At 43.2% G+C, this 25,994-nt stretch carries 22 protein-coding genes and 1 pseudogene; 11 read left to right on the top strand and 12 right to left on the bottom strand.

The window, feature by feature from the left end:
* Window positions 1-65: 65 nt before the first annotated feature.
* Window positions 66-659: a Crp/Fnr family transcriptional regulator gene (locus KHS38_RS13740; RefSeq protein ID WP_213489174.1), complete on the bottom strand. Its 594-nt coding sequence runs from the start codon at window positions 657-659 to the stop codon at window positions 66-68.
* An 11-nt stretch (window positions 660-670) separates the two neighbouring features.
* Window positions 671-1,534, bottom strand: coding sequence for an AraC family transcriptional regulator (locus tag KHS38_RS13735; protein ID WP_213489173.1), 864 nt, complete (start codon window positions 1,532-1,534; stop codon window positions 671-673).
* 202 nt (window positions 1,535-1,736) lie between these two features.
* Between KHS38_RS13735 and hxlB the strand changes: the two genes are divergently transcribed.
* Entirely contained in the window at window positions 1,737-2,327 is a 591-nt protein-coding gene (gene hxlB, locus KHS38_RS13730; RefSeq protein WP_213489172.1) for a 6-phospho-3-hexuloisomerase, read from the top strand.
* A 42-nt stretch (window positions 2,328-2,369) separates the two neighbouring features.
* Window positions 2,370-3,002: a 3-hexulose-6-phosphate synthase gene (gene hxlA / locus KHS38_RS13725; protein WP_213489171.1), complete on the top strand. Its 633-nt coding sequence runs from the start codon at window positions 2,370-2,372 to the stop codon at window positions 3,000-3,002.
* A 254-nt stretch (window positions 3,003-3,256) separates the two neighbouring features.
* On the opposite strand, the gene KHS38_RS13720 is transcribed toward hxlA, so the two are convergent.
* The 3 genes from KHS38_RS13720 to KHS38_RS13710 form a co-directional block, all read right to left on the bottom strand.
* Entirely contained in the window at window positions 3,257-3,826 is a 570-nt protein-coding gene (locus KHS38_RS13720) for a Crp/Fnr family transcriptional regulator (protein ID WP_213489170.1), read from the bottom strand.
* Between the two features lie 9 nt (window positions 3,827-3,835).
* Window positions 3,836-5,077: an MFS transporter gene (locus tag KHS38_RS13715; RefSeq protein WP_213489169.1), complete on the bottom strand. Its 1,242-nt coding sequence runs from the start codon at window positions 5,075-5,077 to the stop codon at window positions 3,836-3,838.
* Window positions 5,078-5,359: 282 nt separating this feature from the next.
* Window positions 5,360-5,719, bottom strand: coding sequence for a winged helix-turn-helix transcriptional regulator (locus KHS38_RS13710; protein ID WP_213489168.1), 360 nt, complete (start codon window positions 5,717-5,719; stop codon window positions 5,360-5,362).
* A 61-nt stretch (window positions 5,720-5,780) separates the two neighbouring features.
* Between KHS38_RS13710 and KHS38_RS13705 the strand changes: the two genes are divergently transcribed.
* The gene (locus tag KHS38_RS13705; protein WP_213489167.1) at window positions 5,781-6,539 is read left to right on the top strand and encodes an SDR family oxidoreductase; all 759 of its coding nucleotides are present in this window, start codon (window positions 5,781-5,783) and stop codon (window positions 6,537-6,539) included.
* A gap of 337 nt (window positions 6,540-6,876) precedes the next feature.
* Here the strand turns inward: KHS38_RS13705 and KHS38_RS13700 are convergent, their stop codons facing one another.
* Window positions 6,877-7,191: a winged helix-turn-helix transcriptional regulator gene (locus KHS38_RS13700; RefSeq protein ID WP_213489166.1), complete on the bottom strand. Its 315-nt coding sequence runs from the start codon at window positions 7,189-7,191 to the stop codon at window positions 6,877-6,879.
* A 119-nt stretch (window positions 7,192-7,310) separates the two neighbouring features.
* Here KHS38_RS13700 and KHS38_RS13695 point away from each other — a divergent pair, with 119 nt between their 5' ends.
* Window positions 7,311-8,192: an SDR family oxidoreductase gene (locus KHS38_RS13695; protein WP_213489165.1), complete on the top strand. Its 882-nt coding sequence runs from the start codon at window positions 7,311-7,313 to the stop codon at window positions 8,190-8,192.
* Between the two features lie 142 nt (window positions 8,193-8,334).
* On the opposite strand, the gene KHS38_RS13690 is transcribed toward KHS38_RS13695, so the two are convergent.
* The gene (locus KHS38_RS13690) at window positions 8,335-8,706 is read right to left on the bottom strand and encodes a helix-turn-helix domain-containing protein (protein ID WP_213489164.1); all 372 of its coding nucleotides are present in this window, start codon (window positions 8,704-8,706) and stop codon (window positions 8,335-8,337) included.
* Window positions 8,707-8,801: 95 nt separating this feature from the next.
* Between KHS38_RS13690 and KHS38_RS13685 the strand changes: the two are divergent.
* The 6 genes and pseudogenes from KHS38_RS13685 to KHS38_RS13660 form a co-directional block, all read left to right on the top strand.
* A pseudogene (locus tag KHS38_RS13685) lies at window positions 8,802-9,299 on the top strand (magnesium chelatase subunit ChlI family protein); the annotation flags it as partial.
* 140 nt (window positions 9,300-9,439) lie between these two features.
* The gene (locus KHS38_RS13680) at window positions 9,440-9,793 is read left to right on the top strand and encodes a hypothetical protein (RefSeq protein WP_213489163.1); all 354 of its coding nucleotides are present in this window, start codon (window positions 9,440-9,442) and stop codon (window positions 9,791-9,793) included.
* A gap of 165 nt (window positions 9,794-9,958) precedes the next feature.
* Window positions 9,959-10,528, top strand: a complete 570-nt coding sequence (locus KHS38_RS13675) for a biliverdin-producing heme oxygenase (RefSeq protein ID WP_213489162.1) — start codon at window positions 9,959-9,961, stop codon at window positions 10,526-10,528.
* Window positions 10,518-12,026, top strand: a complete 1,509-nt coding sequence (locus tag KHS38_RS13670; protein ID WP_213489161.1) for a GAF domain-containing protein — start codon at window positions 10,518-10,520, stop codon at window positions 12,024-12,026. The genes KHS38_RS13675 and KHS38_RS13670 overlap by 11 nt, the downstream gene beginning before the upstream one ends.
* A gap of 34 nt (window positions 12,027-12,060) precedes the next feature.
* A complete protein-coding gene (locus KHS38_RS13665; RefSeq protein WP_213489160.1) occupies window positions 12,061-16,926 on the top strand; it encodes a chemotaxis protein CheB in 4,866 nt (1,621 codons plus the stop codon).
* A 50-nt stretch (window positions 16,927-16,976) separates the two neighbouring features.
* A complete protein-coding gene (locus KHS38_RS13660) occupies window positions 16,977-17,354 on the top strand; it encodes a response regulator (RefSeq protein WP_213489159.1) in 378 nt (125 codons plus the stop codon).
* Between the two features lie 108 nt (window positions 17,355-17,462).
* On the opposite strand, the gene KHS38_RS13655 is transcribed toward KHS38_RS13660, so the two are convergent.
* The gene (locus KHS38_RS13655; RefSeq protein ID WP_213489158.1) at window positions 17,463-20,480 is read right to left on the bottom strand and encodes an outer membrane beta-barrel protein; all 3,018 of its coding nucleotides are present in this window, start codon (window positions 20,478-20,480) and stop codon (window positions 17,463-17,465) included.
* A 572-nt stretch (window positions 20,481-21,052) separates the two neighbouring features.
* Between KHS38_RS13655 and KHS38_RS13650 the strand changes: the two genes are divergently transcribed.
* Window positions 21,053-21,325, top strand: a complete 273-nt coding sequence (locus KHS38_RS13650; RefSeq protein ID WP_213489157.1) for a hypothetical protein — start codon at window positions 21,053-21,055, stop codon at window positions 21,323-21,325.
* A 64-nt stretch (window positions 21,326-21,389) separates the two neighbouring features.
* Here the strand turns inward: KHS38_RS13650 and KHS38_RS13645 are convergent, their stop codons facing one another.
* From KHS38_RS13645 to porX, 4 genes are all read right to left on the bottom strand, one after another.
* On the bottom strand, window positions 21,390-22,379 hold the full coding sequence (locus KHS38_RS13645) for a YihY/virulence factor BrkB family protein (RefSeq protein ID WP_213489156.1): 990 nt from the start codon (window positions 22,377-22,379) through the stop codon (window positions 21,390-21,392).
* Between the two features lie 184 nt (window positions 22,380-22,563).
* Window positions 22,564-23,790, bottom strand: coding sequence for an alanine dehydrogenase (locus KHS38_RS13640; RefSeq protein WP_213489155.1), 1,227 nt, complete (start codon window positions 23,788-23,790; stop codon window positions 22,564-22,566).
* 84 nt (window positions 23,791-23,874) lie between these two features.
* The gene (gene tsaE, locus KHS38_RS13635) at window positions 23,875-24,303 is read right to left on the bottom strand and encodes a tRNA (adenosine(37)-N6)-threonylcarbamoyltransferase complex ATPase subunit type 1 TsaE (RefSeq protein WP_213489154.1); all 429 of its coding nucleotides are present in this window, start codon (window positions 24,301-24,303) and stop codon (window positions 23,875-23,877) included.
* Between the two features lie 104 nt (window positions 24,304-24,407).
* Complete coding sequence (gene porX / locus KHS38_RS13630; protein ID WP_213489152.1) at window positions 24,408-25,958, bottom strand: T9SS response regulator signal transducer PorX; 1,551 nt, start codon at window positions 25,956-25,958, stop codon at window positions 24,408-24,410.
* Window positions 25,959-25,994 lie beyond the last annotated feature (36 nt).

Genomic DNA, 25,994 nt, shown 5'->3' with positions numbered 1-25,994 from the left:
TGAGCAGACAAACGTTAGCGGGCCAATAAACTTAGTTAAGAAAAATTCTTAAACAAGTTTAAGAATCAGGCCGGCCGCACCATTTTCTTCCGGACTTTGCTCAGGAATTCGGGGGTTATTCCCAGGTACGATGCAATATGGACATTAGGTAAGCGGTTTGCCAGATTTGGATAACGGGTCATAAAGTTCGAATATCTGTTATCCGCCGTTATACTTATGTTTTGCATCACCCGGTTTTGGAGATCGATGTATTTTTTTTCAACGATAATTCGAAAATTTCGGTCGAACTTATGGTAATGGGTGTACAGATATAACAAATCATCATGTTTAATTTGCAATATAACTGATGGTTCTAGTGCCTCTACATAGGTGTTGCTTGCCGTTTCTGAATAAAAACTGCATAGATCAGTGATCCAATCATTCTCGATGGCAAATTGTAAGTTAAATTCTTTGCCCGTCTCATCAACTACGTATTGCCGGAAACAACCGGAAACCACAAAGGTGAAATATTTGGCAACATCTCCTTGCTGTAAGATATAACCACGTCGTTTGACGCTGCGTTCAGTAAACCTAGCTGCTACTTCCTTTCGTTCTGCCAGGTTAAGCGGGAAGTACTGTTCAAAGAACTTCAGTAACGCTGCGATCGATACATCTTCCATATTCAGCATAGTTAGATTAAAGTATTGGCTTTTAATCTCAAATGATTTTGAGCTTGTTTTTGAAATTCGTCCGGCGTTTGGTCTGTCTGTTTTTTAAAGAAGCGGCTGAAGTAAGGGCGGTCAGAAAATCCAAGCGCAAAGGCTATCTCTTTAATGGTGTGCTCGCTGTGTATGATCAGTCGTTTGGCTTCCAGTATGATCCGGTCATGGATGATCTGCGTACCTGTTTTACCTAATTTATCTTTGAGAATTTGGTTTAAACGTTTGGAACTGATATCCAATTTAGCGGCGTAATAGTCAATATTCCGAACCTGCAGGTAGTTTCCTTCCAGCAGCATCAAAAACTCGTACACCCTTTTCTGGTGAATGTCATGTGCGGTAAATTCCTCTTCCTTAACTTTGATCAGTTTTAACAAAAACACCTTCAGCAAAGTTTTCAAAATCATCAGATCCCCGGACGACTTCTGATATTCACCGATCAATAAATTGTAAACGCCACCCAAATCATCAGCTGCAGCCTTATCTAAACGGAGACAGGAGAACTCGCCCTGCACATTAAATATTTTGAAGATATCAAGTAAAAAATCTTTGTCTTCTTCCTCCAGTATCTCTCTTTTAAAAGATATCAATTCCCCGTTTTTCCCTGCTTTATTTAACTGGTGTACACGGTAAGGCGGAATCAGATAAATCCAGTCTCCTTTAACTTCAAAATCATTTGTTTTTAAGGCATGTAAAGGATCTTCATTTTTCAACCATACGATTTCAAAAAAATCCTTTCTCCCCGGATCATTCAAATAACTGGGCGGGCAGTTAGTCAAATTCCTGATGTAGATCATCACGCTTTCCAGGCGATTGTCCTTCGTATCAATGGTCATTGCGTAAAGATAGTCACAACATATTCAACTTGGTGGACTATCAGCCAATTATGGTGGACTATTCTGAAATAATGGATTAAGAGCTTTAGTATTTATGACTTTTAACTGATGTCATTTCCAAATAGTCCACCCATTGGGGCTGTTTGTATAACCCTTCCCCTTGACAGAGTAGATACTTTTGCAGAAGAATAAACGCTTGGAAATGGAATTAACAGACCAATATAATAAAGAAACCGCTACAACCATAAAGGTGAACCTGATGCAGGTGTTACACGAAAACACTATCCTGGCAGAGACAATCGACTATAGCTATTTTGGAGAACTGATCAGCAATTTAAACCACGCATCGGCCATCTTCATGTTTGCTTCCGGCCGTTCCGGCTTTTCGATGCGTTCAATAGCGATGCGACTGATGCACCTGGGGCTAAAAGTATATTTTGTTGGGGAAACGACCACCCCGGCGATACAAAAAGATGATCTGTTGTGGGCCGCCTCAGGATCGGGAACAACAAGTTCCATCGTAAAAGCTGCCGAAAAAGCTAAGCAGGTGGGTGCCCGTGTCATGACAATGACAACTAACACGTCCTCTAGACTGGCTGAATTAGCGGATGTACACATCCTGATACCGGCAGCAGAAAAAGAAGACCATAACGGGGCCAAATCAACGCAATATGCCGGTAGCCTCTTTGAACAGGCAGTTCTATTAATTGGCGACGCCGTATTTATGGCGTTATGGAAGATTGACGGGACACCTGCCGAGGAGCTTTGGAAACGTCATGCGAACATGGAATAATTAAATTCATCAATCATACCATTCAAATTAATAAATAAAACAATGGCAAAATTGCAAGTAGCAATAGACTTACTGACAACTGAGGAGGCATTAGTGCTTGCCGCAAAAGTTGCACCTTACGTAGACATTATCGAACTGGGTACCCCGCTGATCAAGAACATGGGATCTACCGTAATTACCGCAATGAAAAAGGCGCATCCGGATAAACTGGTTTTTGCTGATTTGAAAACGGCTGATGCCGGAGAACTGGAAGCTGACATCGCCTTTAAAGCAGGTGCAGATCTGGTTACCGTTATGGGCGCTGCCGGTAACGCAACGATCATTGGCGCAGTTAAAGCAGCCAAGGCACATGGTAAAGGGGTAGTGGTAGACACCATTGGTTATCCTGACCGCGTGAAACGTGCCCGGGAAGTAACTGAATTAGGTGTTGAATTTGTGGAACTGCACGCCGGATTAGACGAACAATGGACAGCAGGCTATTCTATCCAGGTACTGATCGACGAAGCCGCAAGAGCAGGTGTTCCTGTTTCTATCGCAGGGGGTGTAAACCTGAGCAACATTGCAGATGTCATTAAAGCCGGAGCCCAGGTAGCGGTTGCAGGTGCTGCCATTTATGGCGCTGAAGATCCTGCGGCAGCAGCCAAAGCATTACGCGAAGCAATAGATGTGGCTTAAGTATTTCCGCCAACGAACCGGAAATAAATTTGTTTGAGCATGGAACACCGGTATCTAAGTCAAATCTTAATTAAATACTTGGAGAGTGAGATTTGAAAGTTCACTCTGTCGCCAGGGCTGATATTATTTACGCCCCGCAGTCATGCGGGGCTTTTCATAACATGGCTCTTGTGATGTCCTTCTTGACGAATTGATAGTAGCTGCGACGAACTTTTTTTAGTCGCATTTCAGGATACTTTTTGCAAAAAAAGAAGTTACTTAGATTTCATCCGGCTCAGTGTTTCCGGAGACATATTCAGATAAGAAGCAACGATCTTGTTAGATAAGCGCCTAACGACTTCCGGGTTACGATCCAGTAATTCCTTATAACGAAATTCTGCGTCCTTCGTAATTTCCCGGTGAAATATCTGTAGATTATTGATGTAGGCATTTTCCAGGTAAAATCTGTAAAATTTTTCCCAGGCGGGTATAATATTCAGCAAATAGTAAAAATCCTTTCTACTGATGCGTAATAGTTCGCTATCCTCCATCACCTGAATGTTCTCTATAGAAGGCAGTCCCGTTATAAAACTGGCGAGACCGGTAGCAAACTGGTTCTCGAATGCCAGGTGACGCGTAGCTTCCTGTCCATCTTCACGTATGAAGAAAATACGCAAACATCCACTCACCACAAAATTCATATGCTCGCCGACCTTGCCTTCATTGACTAAGAAATCAAATTTCGCATGGAACGAGGGCTTGAAATAGGACAAGGCGAGTGCAAGCTGTTCCTCGGTAAGAACCACAATATCACAAATGTAATCGGCAAGTGCCTTTTTTAACATATTTCAAATTTAAACAAGTTGCGGTGTGGTTTCGTTTTCTTTTATTTTTCCTTTGCGATATTCAGCAAATGCAAGCGAGGCGCTAACCGCCGCAGCGGTTGCTCCGAGTATATAAATATTGCTGTAATTTCCAGCACCTGCCACCAGGCCTGCAACGGGCGCGGTAAGTCCCATACCGAGATCAAAGAAAGCATTATACGCGGCCATGGCCATGCCCCGGTTTTCTGCAGATACCTTCTTGGCCGCAATGATCCCGAATGAGGGAAAAACCAAAGACATGCCGATTCCTGTAAGACCGGCACCTGCTATCCCAGCAAAGGCATTAGGCGCTTTCCATATCAGTACCTGCCCTACGATTTCTATGAACAGAGACACCATAGCGACCTTAGCGCCCCCGAATTTATCGGGATAATGCGCAAAGAAAATGCGCATAACAATATAACCTGCACCAAATGCAGTCAATGCTAAGGACGCGCCGCTCCACGTGTGCTGGATAAAAAACAAAGTAATAAAAGAGGCAATTCCTCCGAAACCAATACTGGCGAACGCGAGACCGGCACCGGATTGCCAAACCAAATGGACCGCTTTATAAAATGGAAGCCTTGGCACATTTGCTGGTGCAGGTACTGACTTCAACATTAACATACCCAGATAGCTGAGTGCCGGAAACACTACAATTCCCGCAAAAGCAACCGAGATCGAAAATGCCGATGTAAGCCAGATAGCCAATGGTGCGCCGCAAGCCATTCCGCCGTACATACCCATGCCGTTCCAAACCATGACTTTGCCTATGTTCTTAGAACCAACCAACGCGAAGCCCCAGGCAAAGATGCCGATGACAAGATAGCTTTCGCCCACGCCCAGTAAAATCCTTCCAACAAGCAATGAACTTAGGCTGATCAGCGGACTGTTTTGCAACCAAAAGGAAAAAAGACAGAATAAGCCAGATAACGCAGATAAGAAAATGCCGGTAATTACTGCGCTTTTACCACCTTTGGTGTCCGCTCTTTTTCCGGCAAAATGACGGGTTAATAAAGTCGCAGCGTATTGCAGACCAATCACTAATCCAACAACAAAGTTGCTGAATTTTAGGGTGTCATGGACATAGACTGGAATAATACCAAGTGATATGCCCATCACTAAAAATTCAAGAAAAATAATACTGAATACCGTTAACAGGGTATTCATCAGGTTGGATTCTGCATTGCCGTTTTCAAGGCCGGAATCATTATCGTTGAAAGTTGCTGACATGAATAATTAATATGCCGCAAAGATAACTCCATGCTCAATCACGCACATTGATATACATCAAAATCGGTATTGCCCACATCTTTTTAGTTATCGTTTTACCTGACGAACCGTATCCATTAACTTCCATTTAATCGATTGCCGTTTCGCGAAGTCTATCTTATTTTCCTGGATGAAAAGAAATTAAGCAAGTCCCGCCACTACGGCTTAGCAAAGTTCATTTAACAATTAAGCTGTTCAGGCCATTGCACCATTGACAGCAATGGATATGCAGTACAAAAGCTTTCAGGGTAATTGGGACTTGATCTTCTTTCTATGTATCAGTCCAAACTCAATTAAAGCGTTGATAACGGGCAAAGTTTTGCCGGCATGATCGGTAAGCGCATAAGATACGGAAACAGGCTTTGTATTGTTGACGGTTCGGGTAATCAGCAGATTTTCCTCCAACTGCTGCAATTCTTTTGAAAGAACTTTTGGGGTTATGCCAGCTGAAGTTTCCATTACATCTTTAAACCGCATGGTTCCATGCAGGTATAAACTTTTAAGAATTACGATTTTCCATTTGCCGCTCAATAACTCGATCGCGTCTTTTAGCGCCAATTGCCTTTCAATGGTCGGTTTTGTCCTACCCTTCAGTATTTCCATAATCGATAGTCACTATCCTAAAGGTAACGAATAGTAAAAGTATAGTATTAGATAGATAATATTGTTAAAAATCATCATCGATATGGGAAATAACAGAGAAAATATTCTGGCTGGTAAAATAGTCGTTGTTTTGGGTGGTACATCAGGTCTTGGCTTAGCTGCAGCAGAAGCAGCGGCGAAAGCAGGCGCATTGGTCACCGTTGTTTCTAGCAATCAGCAGAAGGTGGATGAAGCTTTGACCATATTGCCGGAGGGCAGTAAAGGTTTTGCAACTGACCTTGGAAGTGAAAGGCAGATTGCTCAGCTTTTTGAAGAGATAGGAGAACTTGATCATCTTGTTTTTACAGCAGGTGATTCCTTAAAGTTTAGCGACTTGCCGGGTTTGAATATCGAAGAGGCAAAACAATCCATTAACTTGCGTTTTTGGGGAGCAGTTATGGCGGCAAAGCATGCCGCACGGGTCATTAGGACGGGTGGTTCAATCACTTTAACAACCGGCGCACTCGGACAAAAGCCGAGAAAAGGTACGGTAGTAATTGCAGCGATGGCAAGTGCTATTGATGGTTTGACCCGCGCACTAGCTGTTGAACTTGCACCTGTAAGAGTTAATGCGGTATGTTCCGGAACGGTAAGGACCAACCTTTTATCAAGCATGCTTGAGGCTGACAGAGAGGTTTTCTTTAGCCAGGTTGGAAGCAAGTTGTTGACGGGGAAAGTAGGCGATCCAAAAGATCTTGCCGAGGCTTATTTATACTTGATGTGCGGTAGCTTTACAACCGGTCAGATTATCGTGGTCGATGGTGGTAGCCTCCTTGTATAATGATCATTTGTTCAATACCAATTCAGGTAATAGGGAAGCTAACAGGATGTGGCTTTTCTGAGAGACACCTTCAGACGCAGAACCAGGCCGAACTACCCATGGCTGATAGTCTTGATGACTACGTCCAAAAGTGGTTTCCTGTTGATAACAAGGTCGGTTAATTAGCAGCTTGTTCTTGAAGCTAATGGATAAAAAAAGTAGCACCAAGCAGTCCGGACTCTTTTCAGAACGAGACTTAATTTCCAAGTGATATTAATGGAAGAAAGCGTTCAAAATGTTTACATAACTCTAAATGTGCATTAATCGGAGACTATAATAATGTTTTGAGTCAATCACCTTAAACTTTTTCTTTTTTCCATGCTGCTATATGAGCTAACAATGGGCAAAGGCTTTCTCCATATGCTGTTAACGCATACTCTACGCGAGGGGGAAACCCCTCGAACTGTTTCCTGCTAATTAAGCCATCAGCTTCAAGTTCTTTCAATTGGTCAGTTAAGACTTTTTTTGAAATTCCAGGTATCCGAACACTGATTTCTCCAAATCGCCTGACATGCTTAGAAAGCACAAGTAATATCGTTAATTTCCACCGTCCTCCAAACAAAGCGATAACTTCCGTAACAGGACAGTCAGCATAGTCTGTGTTATTCTTCATAGTCACTTTTAGGTTACCACTATTTATTTTGTTGAAAGCGGGATAAGGTATTTTACAGTATCGATTTCAGTTTCTTTGCCTAACAAAAGTAATTGATAAATTATCTTAAAACAAAAACTATGATTTTAGTAACTGGTGCAACCGGTAATTTAGGCAAGGCCACCATTAATTCTTTATTGACTAAAGGCATACCCGCAAACCATATTGCAGCATTGGTCAGGGATGAATCCAAATCGGCAGAATTGAAATCAAAAGGCATACAGGTCCGGATTGGCGACTATCAGAATTTTGAGTCGTTAAAGAGTGCGTTCCAGGATGTGGACAAGCTACTGCTGATATCGTCTTCATCGGAAATTTCCTATAGGTTTGAGCAGCATAAAAACGTAATTAATGCTGCCAGGGAAACTGGTGTTAGTCATATAATCTATACGAGCTTTGACATGAAAAATTTACAACAAAGTATAATGGGTGAAGAGGTTCGATATCATGCAGACACGGCTGATTATCTAAAACAAATAGCCATTCCTTATACTCTCATGGATAATACCATGTATGCTGACATGATTCCCTTCCTTTCTGGAAAGGATATACTAATTAATGGGATTTCCATTCCTGGCGGAGACGGCAAGACTCCCTTTTTGCCAATAACAGAAATGGCTGAAGCGAACGCTGTCGTACTGACTTCTTCGGGTCATGAAAACAAAGAATATGTCATCGCTGCAGAAACCGCTTTCTCCTTCGCGGATATTGCTGACCTACTATCAGACATTACAGGAAAAACGATCGCCTATTACCAGCCTGAGGTAGGTTCATATGTTGCGCAGCTTGTACAGGACGGGTTTCCCGAAGATGATGCAGCATATCTGGCAAGGTTCGCTGAGGCGATTGCCAGAGGAGAGTTCGACACCAATAGAAGTGATGTCAAACAATTACTAGGCAGAAGTCCGAAATCTTTAAAAGATTTTTTAAGAAGCATATACGATTCTAAGAAGCTTACCTAATAGAATTAACATCCGGGCTGGGAACTCACCGGGCCGGATGTTATCAAAGAACTCTCAAAAAGACTAATGAGGATCGTTGATCTGCATATCGGTAGAACTAGGCGTATCCATACCTCGGCTCTAATTTTTTTTATTCCGCTAATTAAGCTATCAAATCTGAATCATCAATGCTAAATGAAATCTCCGGAACTTCATTCAAAATTTTGTTGATCTTGTCTAGTGTGCGCTTGTAAGGCTGACTTTCGCTTTGTTCCCAACTGCTAATGGTAGCACCATCCACATTAAGTATCGTGCCCAACCTTTTTTGACTCATTCCTTTCAGGTGCCTGTAGGCCTTCAGTTTGCCTGATAATGTTGTTTGATCAAAGCTAAACGGCAGGTAACCTAAAAACTGAATGATAAGTGGCATGAATTGTATCTGCGGAATACTTCTGTTTTTTTCCCAGTTAGTGATGCAATCTTCAGTGACGCCTAATATCTTTGCTATATCTTTTTGTAACAGCTTTGAGTCCATCCGTTTCCTCTTCATGTGTTCCCCAATCGTACCTGGGTTTGCAGGGTAAGCAACAGGCATTGATCTTGCGGTTTGGCTTGCAAAACGCAAACAAGGCAATGCATGTATGCCCCTGCGGTTATTATAACCATCCCGAAAAAGATTGCAGCTGCCCGCCCGGCGCTGTGCAGAAATATCTAAGCAAGGTATCGGGCCCGTTGCTTGATCGTATTGACCTGCATGTAGAGGTAACGCCGGTAAATTTCGATGCGCTGGCTTCTGACCGTATTGCCGAAACGAGCGAGAATATACGGGAGCGGGTTATGAAAGCCCGTGAGATACAGTCGGCCCGTTTTGGTAACAAGCCCGATTTGCATGCCAATGCACAAATGAGTGCCCAAATGGTACGGGAGGTATGTAAAATCAATGCTGCCGGTCAAAACCTATTGAAAAAAGCTATGGAAAAGCTGGGCCTTTCGGCCCGGGCTTATGACCGTATACTGAAAGTGGCCCGCACCATTGCCGACCTGGCAGGTTGTGAAGAAATACAACTGGAGCATCTGGCAGAGGCCATTCATTTCCGTAGTTTGGACCGCGAGGGCTGGGCAGGATAATCAGCACCAACAACTTTATCACCTATATCATGTATCGACAAACACAAAGTTTATCCTTCAAAACGCTTCAAATTGTACATATCGCATTATGTACAGGGGCCACCTTGTTTTTTGCTGTTGCATTATTCTTAAGGAGCAATATGCAATCTACTGAAACCAGTGCCGGCGATAATTCGGTATTGAGTTATACGGCTATCGGTTTTGCTGTGTTGATGGTACTGTTAAGTCAGTTCCTGTTCAAAACCATGCTTTCGCGAATCGATCTTTCATCGCCGGTTAAATCAAAGTTTGCTAATTATGTTTCGGCCTTTATAGTAAGGGCGGCTCTTGTGGAAGGATCTACATTGTTGAATATCGTGGTGGTTTTGCTTAGCGGTTCGTACCTGAATATGGGTGTGGCTGTAGTACTACTGCTTATCCTGATTTCTTTGCGTCCCCAAAAAGCAAAAGTGATAGAAGACCTTAAAATTTATTACCCCGACGTTTTAGATTAACTGGTAAACACTTACCTTTCCGGTAATAATTTTGCATGTAAAGTACTGTGTAAAAATTGCTTTACATGCAATTATTTATACTCCTAATAGGGATAAATTATCTGTTTTATTTAAAATCTCCTACCTTAGCATTTCTATAGTCTGCCAACACCTATAGAAAAATGAATGCTTGCTGAAAAACTAAAAACAGATACTCTGGTTAACCACCAGCAATTGGAAAAAATGCTGGTATCACGTATGAAAGGCATACGCTCCAAGTTAGAATACGTTGAACTACTACAACTTTTTTACGGCTACTTTGGTGGTCTCGAAGAAAAAATCAATCCATACATAGGAATAAACGAATTGCCCGACTATGCGCAGCGCCGCAAATCGGCTGCGCTGGCTGCTGATATAAGTGCGCTGGGCGGTACGCCCGCAGCAAAAGCAACCGGTACAGATTTACCCGAAATAACCAATGCTGCGCAGGCTTTTGCCGCGCTGTATGTAATTGAAGGCTCTACACTGGGCGGCAAGATCATCAGCCAGATGATGGCACGCCAGCTGGACATTTCCGATGGCCTTGGCTTATCGTTTTTTAACGGCTACGGAGAGGATACCGACCGCATGTGGACTACCTTTAAACAGGCGTTAAATAACCAGGCAGGCACCAAAACCGTACAAGACGACGTTATAAATACTGCAAACCAGACATTTACCAAATTTAAAAACTGGGCAGAACAACATGGCGAATAAACAAAACTACGACTCTGAATTTTGCGGCAGCCTGCCGTTGCATCATGTAAACATGATACAGCCGCACGGTTATATGCTGGTTTTAAACCACGATACACTAAGCATTATTCAGGTAAGTGAAAATGTTCAGGAACTGCTGGGCAAAAATGCGACGGAGGTGATCAATACACCATTGAGCAGCTACCTCAGCGAAGCCGAACTTAAGCATTTGCAGAGTAAATTTATAGCCGAAGATAAAGTTCCGTTAACGCTTACGTTGAATGGCCAGCGGGTATTGGTGCTGGTGCACACCAAAAGCAGTTACATTATACTTGAGCTCGAAAAAGCCGAACAAAACTTTGAACGCTCATTTGTAGATGTGTTTCAGGAAGTGAAATACAGCATGTCGGCTATTGATGCGGCATCTTCGGTGCAGGAGGCCTGTAACACCGCCATTCATGAACTGAAAAAGATCTCGGGTTTTGACGGGATTATGATGTACAAGTTTGATGAGAACTGGAACGGTACCGTTATTGCCGAAGAAAAGGAAGAGGGTTTGGAGCGTTATCTGGGCTTAACTTTTCCGGCATCTGATGTGCCTAAGCAGGCCCGTCAGCTATATCTGAAAAACCCGTACCGGCTTATACCCGACCGTGCTTATACCCCGGTAAGGCTCTTCCCGGTTATCAATCCGCTTAGCCATTCTTTTACCGATTTGTCTGACTGTAATTTGCGTAGCGTAGCAGCCGTGCATTTGGAGTATATGCAAAGCATGGGCATTGTTGCATCCATGTCAATCAGGGTAATTTGTAATGAGCGCTTGTGGGGGCTCATTTCCTGCCATCATAAAACAGCACACCACCTTAATTTTGAGTTGTGTTCGATGTTTGAGCTTTTGTCGGGCGTTATTTCCAATAAAATCACATCCATCACCAACAAAGAAGAATACGATTTTGTAAATACCCTGCAAAACCAGCGCGCTGTATTGACCGAACATATCTATGCCCAGAATGATATCATTAAGGGGCTATTCAGTTCGGGTGATGAAAGTATACTGAACCTGTTTAAAGCCTCGGGTGCTGTGGCTACTTTGGGTGGAAAAACCGAAACTATAGGTGATGTTCCTGAAACCGAATACCTGGAAAATATGTTGTTATGGCTGCAGGGAAAAGGCATAAATAAAATCTATGCAACTGACCATTTAACTGATGTGTATGATGAAGCAGCTGCCTACAGTGATACTGCCAGTGGTATGCTGGTAATTCCTGTGGATGCTGCCTTAGGCGATTACATTATCTGTTTCAGGCCCGAAAGGCTGCATACTATCAGCTGGGGCGGTAATCCTAACGAGGCCATCAACTTTGAGCAGGACGGGCGCAATTATCACCCGCGCAAATCATTCCAACTGTGGCAGGAAACGGTAAAAAACACCTCACTGCCCTGGCACGAACAGGAGCTGAATGTTGCGGAAACCCTGCGAAGCTTTATTTTTGAATTTAAAACCAGGCAGTTAGCTTAACGGCATTCTTGCTTGTTAACCGGTACATAATTATATGAGTCAGGCAAAAACAGTTGCAACAGGCGTAAAGCAAAATTATGTTGTAGCTATCGGCGCATCAGCTGGTGGGCTTGAGGCAATCCATGAGTTTTTTGACAACATGCCGGCCAACTCCAGTTTTGCCTTTATTGTCATTCAGCACCTATCATCCGATTATAAAAGCCTTTTGGTAGAGTTGGTATCCAAGCATACCCACATGAAGGTTTTTGAGGCCGGTGATAACATGCTGGTGCAGCAGGATTGCGTATATATTATTCCCAACAATAAGCTCATGACCATACGCAATGGCCGCTTAAAGCTGGAGGATAAGATACACGATAAAATGCCGAATACGGCTATTGATACGTTCTTGTATACACTGGCTCAGGATAAGAAAGATAAAGCGATAGCCATCATCCTGTCGGGTACCGGTACTGATGGTACCAAAGGTATTGAAGCTATTAAAGATTATGGCGGCCTGGTAATGGTTCAGGAACCGGCTACAGCTAAATTTGATGGCATGCCTAACAGTGCCATCACCTCAGGTAATGCTGATTTTATTTTGCCTACCAAAAAAATGCATCAGGAGTTGTACAATTATATACAACAAGAGCCTATGCAGCTGCTGGAAGGCGGTAAGATAAATGAAAACTTGCTGAATGAGCTGTTTGGCCTCGTGCATCAGCAGAGCGGTCATGATTTTAATTTTTATAAAACGCCAACCATTATACGCCGTATAGGCAGGCGCATGAACCAGCTTAACATCAAAGTGCTGGACGATTATGTAAGCTATCTGCATACGCATCACGAAGAGGTTAAAACCTTGGGGAAAGAGTTTTTAATAGGTGTAACCAAGTTTTTCAGGGATAAGGCGGCATTTCAGATATTATCTGAAAAAGTAATTCCGGCCATTGTTGACAGCAAGGCCGATGGTGATATATTAAAAGTGTGGGTTTGCGCCTGCAGCACCGGCGAGGAAGCTTACTCTATAGCCATACTCATTAATGAGTGCCTGGAAGAAAAAGGTAAAAACCTTGAAGTAAAAATATTTGCATCGGATATCGATGAAACCAGTTTGGAGGTTGCCTCACGTAACTTATATCCGCTCAGTATTGAGCAGGATATAGATGAGCAGCGGTTAGATAAATACTTTGTAAAAGAAGGGCGTTATTACTCCGTACTCAGCACCATACGTAAACAGATCGTTTTTGCCAAGCACAACGTGATTAAGGCACCGCCTTTTATCAAAAACGATCTGATTACCTGCCGCAACATGCTTATTTACATGAATAACCTGTTGCAGCAAAAGGTATTATCCACGCTGCATTTTTCATTAAACCAGGAAGGTTACCTTTTCCTGGGGTCAAGTGAAAGTGCATCGGTTTTAAAAGATGGTCTTATCGAGATCAATGCCAAGTGGAAGGTTTACCAAAAAAGCGGTAACATTAGCTACTCGGCCAACCATACGCACTTTAATAGTCCTTCAATAGCGCCAGCAAGCAGCCGGCAGCTTACTTATAACAAAAACGGTTTGGGTGCCAAATCGCTCGAAGATGAATTCAGAGATTTTGTAACCGATGACCTGGGCATTGTTGGCATCTTCATCAACAGTAACTATGAGGTGAAAGAAACGGTGGGTAACTTTAACAGGTACCTGTCGTTACCCGAAAAGAAACTGGACCTGAACCTGCTTAAAATGGTGCCCAGGGAACTTTCCTTCAACCTGAACAACGCTATACGCCGCGCCTGGAAAGAAGGTAAAACCGTTCGCTTAAACCATATACGCTATAAGCAAAACGGCGTTGACGAAAACAACGTCGGCATATCTATTAAGCCGCCCGGCGCAAAGTCATCCAATGGCTATACGCTCATTACCTTCCGGGAGAATGTGGTGGATACCGTTGAGCACGATAAGGACAGCGTGGTGCTACCGCCTGCAACCGACGGGCAGCAGACTGACTATGTAATTGAGCTGGAAAGCGAACTGAACGAAACGCGGCACAACCTGCAACTGGCCATCGAAGAGATGGAGACCACCAACGAGGAGTTGCAATCGAGCAATGAGGAGTTGCTGTCGGCCAACGAGGAACTGCAATCGGGTAATGAGGAGTTGCAATCGCTTAATGAGGAACTGCATACACTCAACACCGAGCATCAGCTTAAAATCAAAGAACTGATTGAGCTGAACGACGACCTGAACAACTACTTTAAGAGTACTGAAATTGGCCAGATATTTCTGGATGCCAACCTGCATATCCGCAAGTTTAACCCCGCTGCGGTTAGCATGGTTAACCTTATTGAGGCCGATATTAGCAGGCCTATCAGCCATATATCGCACAACATTAAGCACGATACATTTATACAGGATATATCGGCTGTGCTGGTAAACGGCAATGTGGTTGAAAAAGAAGTGCACCTAAAAGACGGCAAACGCAGTTTAATGCGCATTATGCCGTTTGTACGCAGAGATAAGCAGCACGATGGTATTGTAATCACTTTTGTAGATATATCGGCTATCACCGAGCTGAACAACATTGTAAACGGTGTATTCAACGCAAGCATAAGTGCGGTACTGGCATTCACGGCCGTGCGCGATAATGACAGTCATATCCGTGATTTTAAATGCATTGCAGCTAACAATGCCGCGGTTGAGTTTTTAAATACCAAAGAAACGCAGCTTACCGAAAGCCTGCTAACCCGGCAGCTACAGGTTTTAACGGAGCATAATTTCTTCGATAAGTTTGTAAAGGTGGTAGAAACCGGGCAAACACTGCAAGAAGAAGTATCTTTTGAAAAAGGCTGGTACCTGATATTTGCTGTTAAAATGGCCGATGGATTTGCCGTTACCTATACCAACATAACCGAGCGCAGAAATGCGGAGCAAAAGCTGCGCAAAAATTATAATGAGCTCATCAGCACGCGCGAAAATCTTAAAAAGCTGAACAACGAGCTGGAAGATAAAGTAAGGGAACGTACCCGCCTGTTATCTGAGAGCGAAGAGCGCTTTACGCTGGTATCCAAAGCTACCAATGATACTATTTGGGATTGGAACCTGGTGAACAATACCATGTGGCGAAGCGAAAACTTTACCGCTATGTTTGGTTATCACCGTAACGAAGATACGCAAAGCATTACTTACTGGTTTGATAAAATACATCCTGATGACCGCTCTCGGGTGGAACAGAGCGTGTACGAATCGATTAACCTGGGCAAAAAGCAATGGTCGGCCGAATACCGGTTCCTGAAAGCGGATAACCGCTATGCCATCATTTTGGACCGCGGCAGTATTTTGCAGGACGATTTTGGTACGCCTTACCGCATGGTAGGTTCAATTGTGGATATTACCCGCTTGGTTGAGGCCGAAAGGCGCTTAAGCAACAGCGAGCTGCGTTTCCGCAAGGTGTTTGAATCAAACATGATCGGTATGCTATTCTCGAGCCTTGAAGGTGCAATTATCGATGCTAACGATGCTTTCCTGAAAATGCTGGGTTACAAACGTGCCGATTTGATGAATGGCAAACTCAACTGGAAAATCATTACGCCGCCGGAATTTATGGATGTGACCAACTGGTCGGTTGAGCAGCTGCGCGAAAATGGCGTATGCCCGCCGTTTGAAAAGCAGTACATCAAAAAAGATGGCAGCCGGGTGTCAGTACTGATGGGCGCTGCCCGTTTGGACGACGACAGCACGGCCGATGTGGTTGCTTACATTATTGATGTAACCCACCAAAAAGATGCGGAACAAAAAGAACAGCAACTGCAATCATTGGTAAACAAGCAGCAGGAAGAGTTTTATAGCGTGTTTATGAACGCTCCGGCCCTGATTACCATTTGCCGCAGCGAAAACCTTACCTATGAATTTGTAAATAAAGCTTTCCAGAACTTTTACGGACAGCAAGACTATTTAGGTAAAACCGCTGCCAACGTTTACCCTGATTTTGCCAATTCCAAGTTGCACGATATTGCCATGCAGGTAATGAAAAGCGGCGAGCCGTATGTAGGCAAGGCTTTTCATACCCGCCGTACCGACCAGGTAAGCCAGCAGTTGATTGATAACTGGTTTGATTTTATCTATACGCCGGTATACGCCGTAGATGGTAAAATAGACGGCTTGGCATTTTTTGGGTTTGATGTAACCGACCTGATTAAAGCACAGCAAGCTACTAAGCAATTAATGCAGCGTAAAGACGAGTTTATGAGCATTGCCAGCCATGAACTTAAAACGCCTATTACCAGCCTGAAAGGTTCACTGCAAATTGCTACCCGTTTGGTTGCTAAAGACGGTAATATGCAAAGCATTTATCCTTTTATTGAAAAAGCCGGCAAACAAACCGGCCGTTTAACCGCTTTGGTTGATGACCTGTTGGATGTTACCCGCATACATGCCGGTAAAATGATGTTTAACTATAGCTGGTTCAATGCAGGCGAGGTGTTCAGGGAATGTATTGAGGATACTCAATCACACATACCTACGCACAAAATCATTATAAAAGGCGATGCCGAGGCACATATACATGCTGATAAGCACCGGTTGGAACAGGTAATAACTAATCTGATAACCAACGCCATCAAATACTCGCCCGATGCAGACCAGGTAATATTTACCAACGAGGTAAAGGATGGCATGCTGAAGGTATCCGTACAGGACTTTGGTATTGGTATTCCGGCTGATAAAAAAGACTTTGTTTTTGACCGGTTTTTCCGCGTTCAGGAGTCGTCGCACAAATTTTCAGGCTTAGGTTTAGGCTTGTATATCACGTCCGAAATCATCAGAAGGCACGAAGGTGTGATTGGTGTGGAAAGCGCAGAAAACAAAGGCTCTACATTTTGGTTTTACATACCTGTACACGAGAAAAAAGATAATAATTTTATAAGTAATTAAATATTTATTCCCGAATAAAGTTGTAAGTTTGTAACTACCACTACGCACCTATGAGTAATAATGTTGAAAAAAGGATCGTCATTTTTGATGATGACGAGGACATCTTATCAATCTGCGCATACATATTAGAAGAACAGGGATGGGAAGTACATACTTTTACCGATTGCAATAATATCGTTGAAAAAGTATCATCCATCCGTCCAAGCGTTATCCTGATGGATAACTGGATTCCTGATGCTGGTGGTATCGTAGCTACACAAACCCTTAAACAAAACGAAGAGCTTAAAACTATCCCGGTAGTGTATTTTTCGGCAAACAGTGATATTCAGTTACTGGCAGATCATGCCGGTGCTGAGACTTATCTGGCCAAACCTTTTGACCTGGATGAGCTGGAAAAAGTAATTAACGAAGTGCTTGAAAAAGCATAAACGGCTTTTATTAATCATCATTATAAACCCAAATTAGCCCTACTAACCAATTATAAAAAGCCCCGGCTGCATAACGCAACCGGGGCTTTTCTTTTAGGAGTATTGGCATTACATTATGCCGGGGCCGCTTGGTCCTGCACCGGGACCGCCGCCGCCAGGTCCGCCCTGGCCGCCACCGTTTCTGAAACGTCTGCCTCCACCTTCTCCTTCACCTTGTTGCATAGGTGCACGGCCGGCAAACTTTTGTAGCCTGAAGGTAAACGTCAGCAGGAAATAACGGCCTAAGCGGTTTACACTGCTTTGGGTTGTTGAGGTACCTGAGTTAGTAACGGTATAACCTCTGTTTTCGTTAAACACATCAAACACAGCAGCACGAATGGTAGCCGCATTGTTTTTCAGGAAGCGGCGCTCCACATAGCCGTTTAAAATATTAGGGTTGGTTACATCAACATCATAACCATAGAACACATTGCGGTAGTAATCATAGCTTATGGTCCAGTTTTTCCATAAATAGTTCTTACCGGTAAAGGTTAAGGCCAGGGTACGGAAGTTGGAATTTGCCTGCGCCCGATTATCCTGCAATGAATTATTGGTTCTGTTAACCGCATAGCTAACGCCTGCCTGTGCATCAATAATATCGGTTATATCTGTTCTGAAACGTATTTCGGGTGTAAACTGCCAGTTCTTAGCAATGTTTTTCTGCACTGTTTCAATGGCAGTGATCGAGTCAACCGCTCCTAAATAACCTATGTTGTTGGTATAGTTAACCATGCCCCTTAGGTATAGCGTGTAGCGACGGTTTTTCCAAGGTTTAGCATAGGTAACCATACCGCTGCCGCTGTAATAACCATCGGCATTCTGATAGGTAGCTAAGTTACTTCCCTGTATCTGGCTGTAAAAAGGATTAGTTTTAAGATTTCCGCCTTTAGGAACATCAACCAGTTTGGTTACAATTTTATTATTGGTTTGGGTAAACGACAGGTTGGTAAAAATCAGATCGCCGGTCTGGAAGCTGAATTTATTATAGCGGATAGAGAAGTTGTTTTGAAACTCCGGTTTCAGGAACGGGTTACCCACAGTTGGATAAAACGCGTTCGACCGGTCAAGCACGGGCTGCAACTGGCTAAAAGATGGTTGGTTGTTATTACCGTTATAGTTGGCCGAAAAAGTTTGGCTGCGCGAAAAGTTGTAAACAAACCGGGCCGTTGGTGCAAAGTTAACGGTTGATTGCCGTGTATCGGTAGGCGTTATGGTTGTATTATTAATAATGATAGGTGTAGGCCTGATGTTTCCGTTATGGCCATTTAATATGGCCGGCTGCACACCTACACCCAAGGTATAATTGTACTTAGGCTTTACTACACGCACACTTAAGCCTGCACGGTGTGTGGTAAAAGTAAAGTCAAAGTTATTGCTCAGCTCAGGGGAAAATACGTAATTGCTGGAGCCATTGGGTATGCTATCGGTTACTTTATTGCTTGAGGTGTAGCTACGGTTGTAAGCATAGTTCAGCTCCAGGAAAGTAACCCGGCTTAAAGGCTCGATATAAGAAAAAGTAGAACCTATAGAGTTGGTTTTACTGTTGATATTGATCTGTTGATTTAACGGTACATTGGGCGTGCCTTGGGTAAATACATAAACCGGGTTCTGCGACTGGTCGTTTTTGCTGGTGTTGGCTGTTACATTAACACTCAGGTTACGGCCACGGCCGTTAAAGCGGTGGTTATACAAAGCGGTTAAGCCAGCCGTAGGCGATGATGAATTAGCATATGTTCTGCTGGTATACGCCTGGTTACGGGAGGAGTCTCTGCTAAATATTTGGGATACATCCTCGTTTGATGTGGTAAGCGATTTATTATAAGTAAAAGTTGGCGTAACTTTCAAATAATTTAAAGTATCCGGCTTGTATTCCAGATTAAAGTTGAAGCGGTGATTGATGTTATTATCATTCTGTACACTGTTCTGGGTAGTGTTGTTGTTCAGGCTAAAGTTGTTTTGAATGATATTACTTGTCGTATACGTATTGTTATCCGCAAAGCTGTAGCTACCGTAAGCAGATAAATTCTTACCCCACTGATCGCGATAGTTACCGCCTATGGAGCGGGCATTGGTAATACCGTTCTGGTTACTGGTTGTACCGCCTGCAGAACGTGCTGCGTTGCCCCGGCCACCGCCGCCACCACCACCGCCAAAGTTACCGCCAGCACCACCGCCGCCACCAAAAGCAAAGGTGTTAAGGTTGGTATTGTTGAGGTTACCCATAACAGATATTTGCTGATCACCTTTGAATTTAAACAGGTTCAGCGATCCGAAATAGCGGCCCTGGTCTTTCTGCGGCTGTAAGAAGCTGGAATTGTTATCCTGGTTTTTGGGCAGTAAATCGGACCCGCCACCGCCGGTGGTTTGGAGGGAGTAGCCATAGTTTTTATCCTTACGGATGGTAATGTTCAGTACTTTTTGCGGCTCCCCTGTTTTAATACCGGTTAAATTTGCCTGATCGCCATAGTCGTCAACAATTTGTATGTTTTCGGCTAAATCGGCCGGCAGGTTGCGGGTTAACGAAGTTACATCGCCACCCATATAGTCTTTACCGTTAATACGTACCTTGGTTACCTGTTGCCCTTGAGCAGTAACCGCACCGGTACTGGGGTCCACATCAATACCAGGCGATTTCTTCAAAGCATCTTCCAGTGTTGAATTGGCGCGCAGATTTAATGCCGCCACATTATATTGTACCGTATCCTCTTTTATGGAAACAGGATTTGGTGCACCAACAATGGTTACCGCATTTAACTGCGTAGCTTCTGTCTTTAAAACAATTACACCAACATTGGCCGGTTTGCCGTCAGCAGCTAAGGTATAATGTTTAATTATGCCCTGATAACCAATAGAAGTAATGGTTAACGTAACATTATTACCCTTAATGTTTTGGAAGGTAAAGCGGCCATTCGCATCAGCTATGGTATTGGCTGTTTCATTCTGTTCTGTTGACAGTTTAACGGTGCTGCCTACCAGCGTTTGCTTGGTAGAATCAATAACAATACCGGTAACAGAACGTGCTGTTTGTGCGTAACTGCACGTGACTGCGGTAATAAATACGGTTAAAAAGAGTAAAAATCGCTTCATAAAATTGTAGGTCGTGTCTGAATGCCTATAAATTAGTATAACTTATACATTAACAGACTGCAAAAGTTCAATTTGTTTAACCAAAAAAGCAATCATCATAGCATTGTTACATATATATCTGTAATAAAGGGCATTATGCTGCTTTTTTGACATAAACTATCAGGCAATAATTAAACTGAGCATATATAATATAGGTACACGGTGTTTACTATTGGTTAATATTGAGGTGTTGTTGCTTGATTTAATTATCTCTTATACTAAAAGCCTTTTTTGTCTCATTATCAGTACTATGTAGCTGGTAGTAGGCAGTTAGTATACGTATATGCCAACTTTTTGTGAGTTGCATCTGCAACGCTTTTAAAGATGAGTTTTTGATAGGGGCCAAAGCATTATGCTGATAATCAAATAATAATATAGGATTACATCTTTTAACTGGCACGATATGTGCGCCCATAATAAGCCGCATAAAAGTACCTGTTTGCTTGTGTGGTTTTCGGGATAGTTAAATATTGATAAATGAATTAGGAGTAGTTAATGCCTCAGGGGGGCTTCGTTAAACATCAGTACAACCTATGAACAACTTAAGAGCAAACTTGCATTCAAAAGTGCACAATTGGATGGATACGATGGGTTTTAGATTAAACTCGTCTGAAACGAATGAAAAGAAGAAGGAAACAATTAATCACTATTTTTTTGAGACCTTCAATTTTTGGGAAAAGGCAAAAGCAGATGAGCCAGGAAAAACAAAGTTTTTGTGTTTTGACCCCTATGGCGAACAACTAAAAGTGAAATCACTGCTGGATTTGCAAGAGGCATTTTACGATAATATCAGTCAGCTTAAGTAATTATAAATATATACACAAAAAGAAAGAGCGCCATTATAATGGCGCTCTTTCTTTTTTAAATTCATTAGCTGGTTTTATCCTCGTCGTCAGTTTTTAAGTGACCTTTTATTTCGGGATTTTGTGGTGGGAGTTTATCCACTTCTCTTTCCGTTTCTGTTTGCTGAATGTGCACAGCATAGTCGGCCGGTTCAATGTGGCTGCAGTTAGCCTCGGCGTATACCTGTGTAAACTCAGCACCTATATATAAAATAGCTGCCGTATAATAAATCCACACCAGCAGAACGATAAGGGATCCTGCCGCGCCGTAAGCCGAACCCTGGGCCGAATAGCGCAGGTATAACCCGATCAGGAACTGGCCTATCATAAACAGTACGGCGGTAAAAAAGGCACCCGAACGCACATCTTTGAATTTGATCTTCACATCAGGCAAAAATTTGAACACAATGCCGAACAAGATAGATATCACAATGAATGATATGCCCAGATTAACCAGCTCAATCAACCGCTCGGTAATAGCAGGTAAAAAATGGGTCAATTTGTCGCTTATAGCATTCACAATCACATTAACCAGTAAGGTAGCTAACAGTAAAAAGCCCAGACTTATAATCAGGGAGAAGGATAGGAAACGGTTTTGCAGCATTTTAAGCCATCCTTTTTTAGGCTTAGCCTTTACCCGCCATATCATGTTCAATGAGTCCTGAATTTCCAGAAACAAACTGCTGGCACCCAATAACAGCGTCACGATACCTGATATCAATGCGATACCGCTTTTACCCGAAAACTGCAGGTTCCTGACTACGTCTTGAATCTGCTTGGCTGCCTCGGGCCCTACATACTCATCTATCTGGCGGTACAACCGCATGGAAGCTGCATCCTGCCCCCAAAAAATACCCACCAATGATAACACCAGGATAAGCAGGGGGGCAATAGAGAATATAGTGTAATACGCCAGAGAGGCGCTTAATTTCAATCCGTTATCGTTCGAAAAGCTGCTGAAAGTGGCTAATAATACTTTCCACAATCGTTTAAGATAGTCTTTGCTAAAGATCTTCATAAGTAAAGGCTGTTTAGTTTTTATTAATGCGTTTAACGCTTAATTGTTTTAAGCGTAGTTGTTTAACCACCTTCAGGAATACGCAGCATTTTTATTATAAGTAGGAATTTAGGGAGCGCTAAGGCCAAAAAAGGCTGTTCTAATTAAAGAACAGCCTTTTTGTATGGTAGTATGTTGTAAACGATTACCGGTTGGATACGATCAACAGATCCAGATCTTTACACGGGATATTAAAACGCTCGCCTATATGCTTGTTGGTAAGCTGCCCGTTGTAAATATAGACGGCATTACGTACACCGGCTTTTTGCCATATTACGTTGTTAATGCCGCCCTTTTCGCCAATATCAAGCAGTATAGGGGTAAAAATGTTGGTTAAGGCATAAGTTGCGGTACGTGCCACGCGCGAGGCGATATTAGGTACGCAGTAGTGTATTACCTCATATTTGCGGAATACCGGATGCGTATGATTAGTTACCTCGGATGTTTCAAAGCAACCGCCCTGATCGATACTCACATCAATAATTACCGAGTTTGGTTTCATGCGGCTAACGGTTTCCTCGCTCACAATGCAGGGGCTGCGGCCATCTTCGGCACGCAATGCGCCTATCACCACATCGCAGGTGGTAATGGCTTTTTCGAGTACGATGGGCTGTAAAACCGAGGTAAATACCCGCGCACCAATATTATTCTGCAAACGGCGCAGCTTATAGATAGACGGGTCGAAAACTTTTACCTCAGCGCCTAAAGATATAGCTGTGCGTGCTGCATACTCGCCTACTGTGCCAGCGCCTAATATCACAATTTCGGTTGGCGGTACGCCCGTAATGCCGCCCAGCATCAGGCCTTTGCCACCAAATACATTGCTCAGGTATTCGGCCGCAATAGAGATGGAGGTAGCGCCTACAATTTCGCTCATGGCTCTTACTACACTCAATACATTACCTTCATCGCGCAGGTGCTCAAATGATAGTGCCGTGATACGCTTGTTAAGCATGGCCTGCAGGCATTCAGCTTTCAGCGTCGACATTTGCAGGGTGGAGATCAGGATCTGGCCGGGTTTCATCAATTCTATCTCATGCAGCATGGGGGGTGCTACTTTGATAATGATATCAGCTTCGTAAACCTTTTTGGTATCGTATATAATCTGGGCACCTTGCTCACTGTAATGATTGTCCAGAAAGTTGGCTGCTTTACCGGCATTGCTTTCCAGCAATACATCATGGCCATTGTTAACCAGCAGCGCTACCGAAAATGGAGTTAATGCAATACGGTTTTCCTGGAATGAGATTTCTTTCGGGATGCCTATATAAAGCTTGTTCTTTTTGCTTCTAACTTCCAGCATCGATTCCTGCGGCTGCATCATGGCCTGCTTGGCCACGTCCGAAAACCCGCTATATAGCCCTGAACTCATAGTATAAATCGTAGTTGCAGATCAAATCTGCGTTATTGCAATATGCGTTTGTTGAAGATACACAAATATAAAATATATATGCCTTTAAATGTTTTCGAACACAAAGCGCCTGCTCGAGGCATTGTGTACTTGTATGCTTACCTTGGTATAATGCTGAGGCAATAAATCCGGAGTTTTTTCGGGCCATTCAATAAAGCAATAGTGGCCGGAATAAAAGTATTCCTCATAGCCCATATCCAGCGCTTCTTCCTGATTTTTTAACCGGTAAAAATCAAAATGATAAATATTGTTATCCTTACCGGCATACTCATTTACAATAGCAAATGTTGGGCTGCTTACCTCATCCTGCACGCCCAGGCGCTCACATAGCGCTTTTATAAAAGTGGTTTTACCCGCGCCCATTTCGCCATAAAACAAAAATATTTTCTGATCGCCTGCAAAATCAAGCAAGTTCTGTGCGGTGTCGGATAGTTCAACCGGCAAATTAACGGTTTGTGCAAGTTGTGGATTCATGATGCTGATGGCCTCAAATTGTAAAACCGCCACTGCACAGAATGTTTTCCATGCAATGGCGGGTTGCTTATCATCTTAATAAAAGCAAAGATGTAAAATAGCTTTTATTTTACGCCATACGTAACCACCGGTATAATCATCTCTTCTAACGATATACCCCCGTGCTGGAAGGTTTCATTATAGAAGTTTACAAAGTGGTTGTAGTTGTTGGGGTACACAAAGTAGCTATCCTCTTTAGCGAATGCAAAGCTGGAACTTACGTGCAGCTTGGGTAGCATGGCATCATGCGGATTACGGATGTGGAATACCTCTTTAGCGTTAAAATTAAGGTTTTTGCCCTGTTTGTAACGCAGGTTGGTATTGGTATTACGGTCGCCAATAATTTTGCTCGGATTTTTTACCCGGATGGTACCGTGGTCGGTAGTAATGATCACCTTCACTTGCTTTTGCGACAGGAATTTTAACAGATCCAGCAGCGGCGAGTGTTCAAACCACGATAAAGTAAGCGAGCGGTAAGCTGCATCATCACTGGCCAGTTCACGTATCATCTGCATATCGGTACGTGCGTGCGACAGCATGTCCACAAAGTTGTAAACCACCACATTCAGCTCATTGTTCATGAGGTTGTTTACCGACTCGTTGAGTGAACGGCCCTCGTCAATGTTCAAAATTTTATGGTAAGAGAACTTGCAGTCGCGGCGAAGCATACGTTTGATGTTATCGCCTAAAAAGGCTTCTTCGTGCAGGTTTTTGCCACCCTCGTCCTCATCGTTTTGCCACATACCCGGAAAGCGTTTTTCCATATCCAGTGGCATCAGGCCGGCAAAAATGGCGTTACGGGCATACTGCGTGGCTGTAGGTAAAATACTATAATAAGTATCCTCCTCCTCTAACCTGAAGTATTCGGAAATGATGGGGTTAATAATGCGGAACTGATCATAGCGCAGGTTATCGATCAGGATAAAGAAAACCGGTGTAGTATCCAGTTTAGGGAATACCTTCTTTTTAAATAATTGATGCGAAAGCAGTGGGGCTGTGTCCGGGTTTTTAAGCCAGTCAATATAGTTTTTTTCAATAAACTTGCAGAACTGTACGTTGGCTTCGGCCTTTTGCAGCGTTAAAATTTCGTGCATGCCGGCATCTTCCAGTCGCTCCAGTTCCAGTTCCCAGTAAATCAGTTTTTTATAAACGTCAACCCACTCCTGGTAGCTCAGGTTATCGTTCAGGGTCATGCCCAGGCTGCGGAAATCCTGCTGGTAGGCCATGGTGGTTTTTTCGGTTACCAAGCGTTTGTTTTCCGTCAGCTTTTTAATGGTAAGCAGTATCTGTTTCGGGTTTACCGGTTTTATCAGGTAATCATCAATGCGCGATCCGATGGCGTCTTCCATCATCGGCTCTTCCTCGTTTTTGGTGATCAGTACAATAGGAACGTCGTTATTGATACTTTTAATTTCAGACAGGGTTTCCAGTCCGGTTAAGCCGGGCATATTCTCGTCCAGAAAAACCAGGTCATAATAGTCGCTTTTAAAAGCGTCAACGGCATCAGTGCCGTTGGTTACCGTTTTAACTTTATAACCCTTTTCGTTCAAAAACAGAATATGTGGCTTTAGTAAGTCGATTTCGTCATCGGCCCAAAGTATCGTGGTTTCCTGCATATATATCTTAGTTTATCCCGATATAACTTTTATACG

It is taken from the genome of Mucilaginibacter sp. Bleaf8 (assembly GCF_018390515.1).
Classification (GTDB): domain Bacteria; phylum Bacteroidota; class Bacteroidia; order Sphingobacteriales; family Sphingobacteriaceae; genus Mucilaginibacter.
The sequence above is the reverse complement of the archived record's forward strand: the minus strand, read 5'-3'. Positions and strand labels throughout refer to the sequence as shown.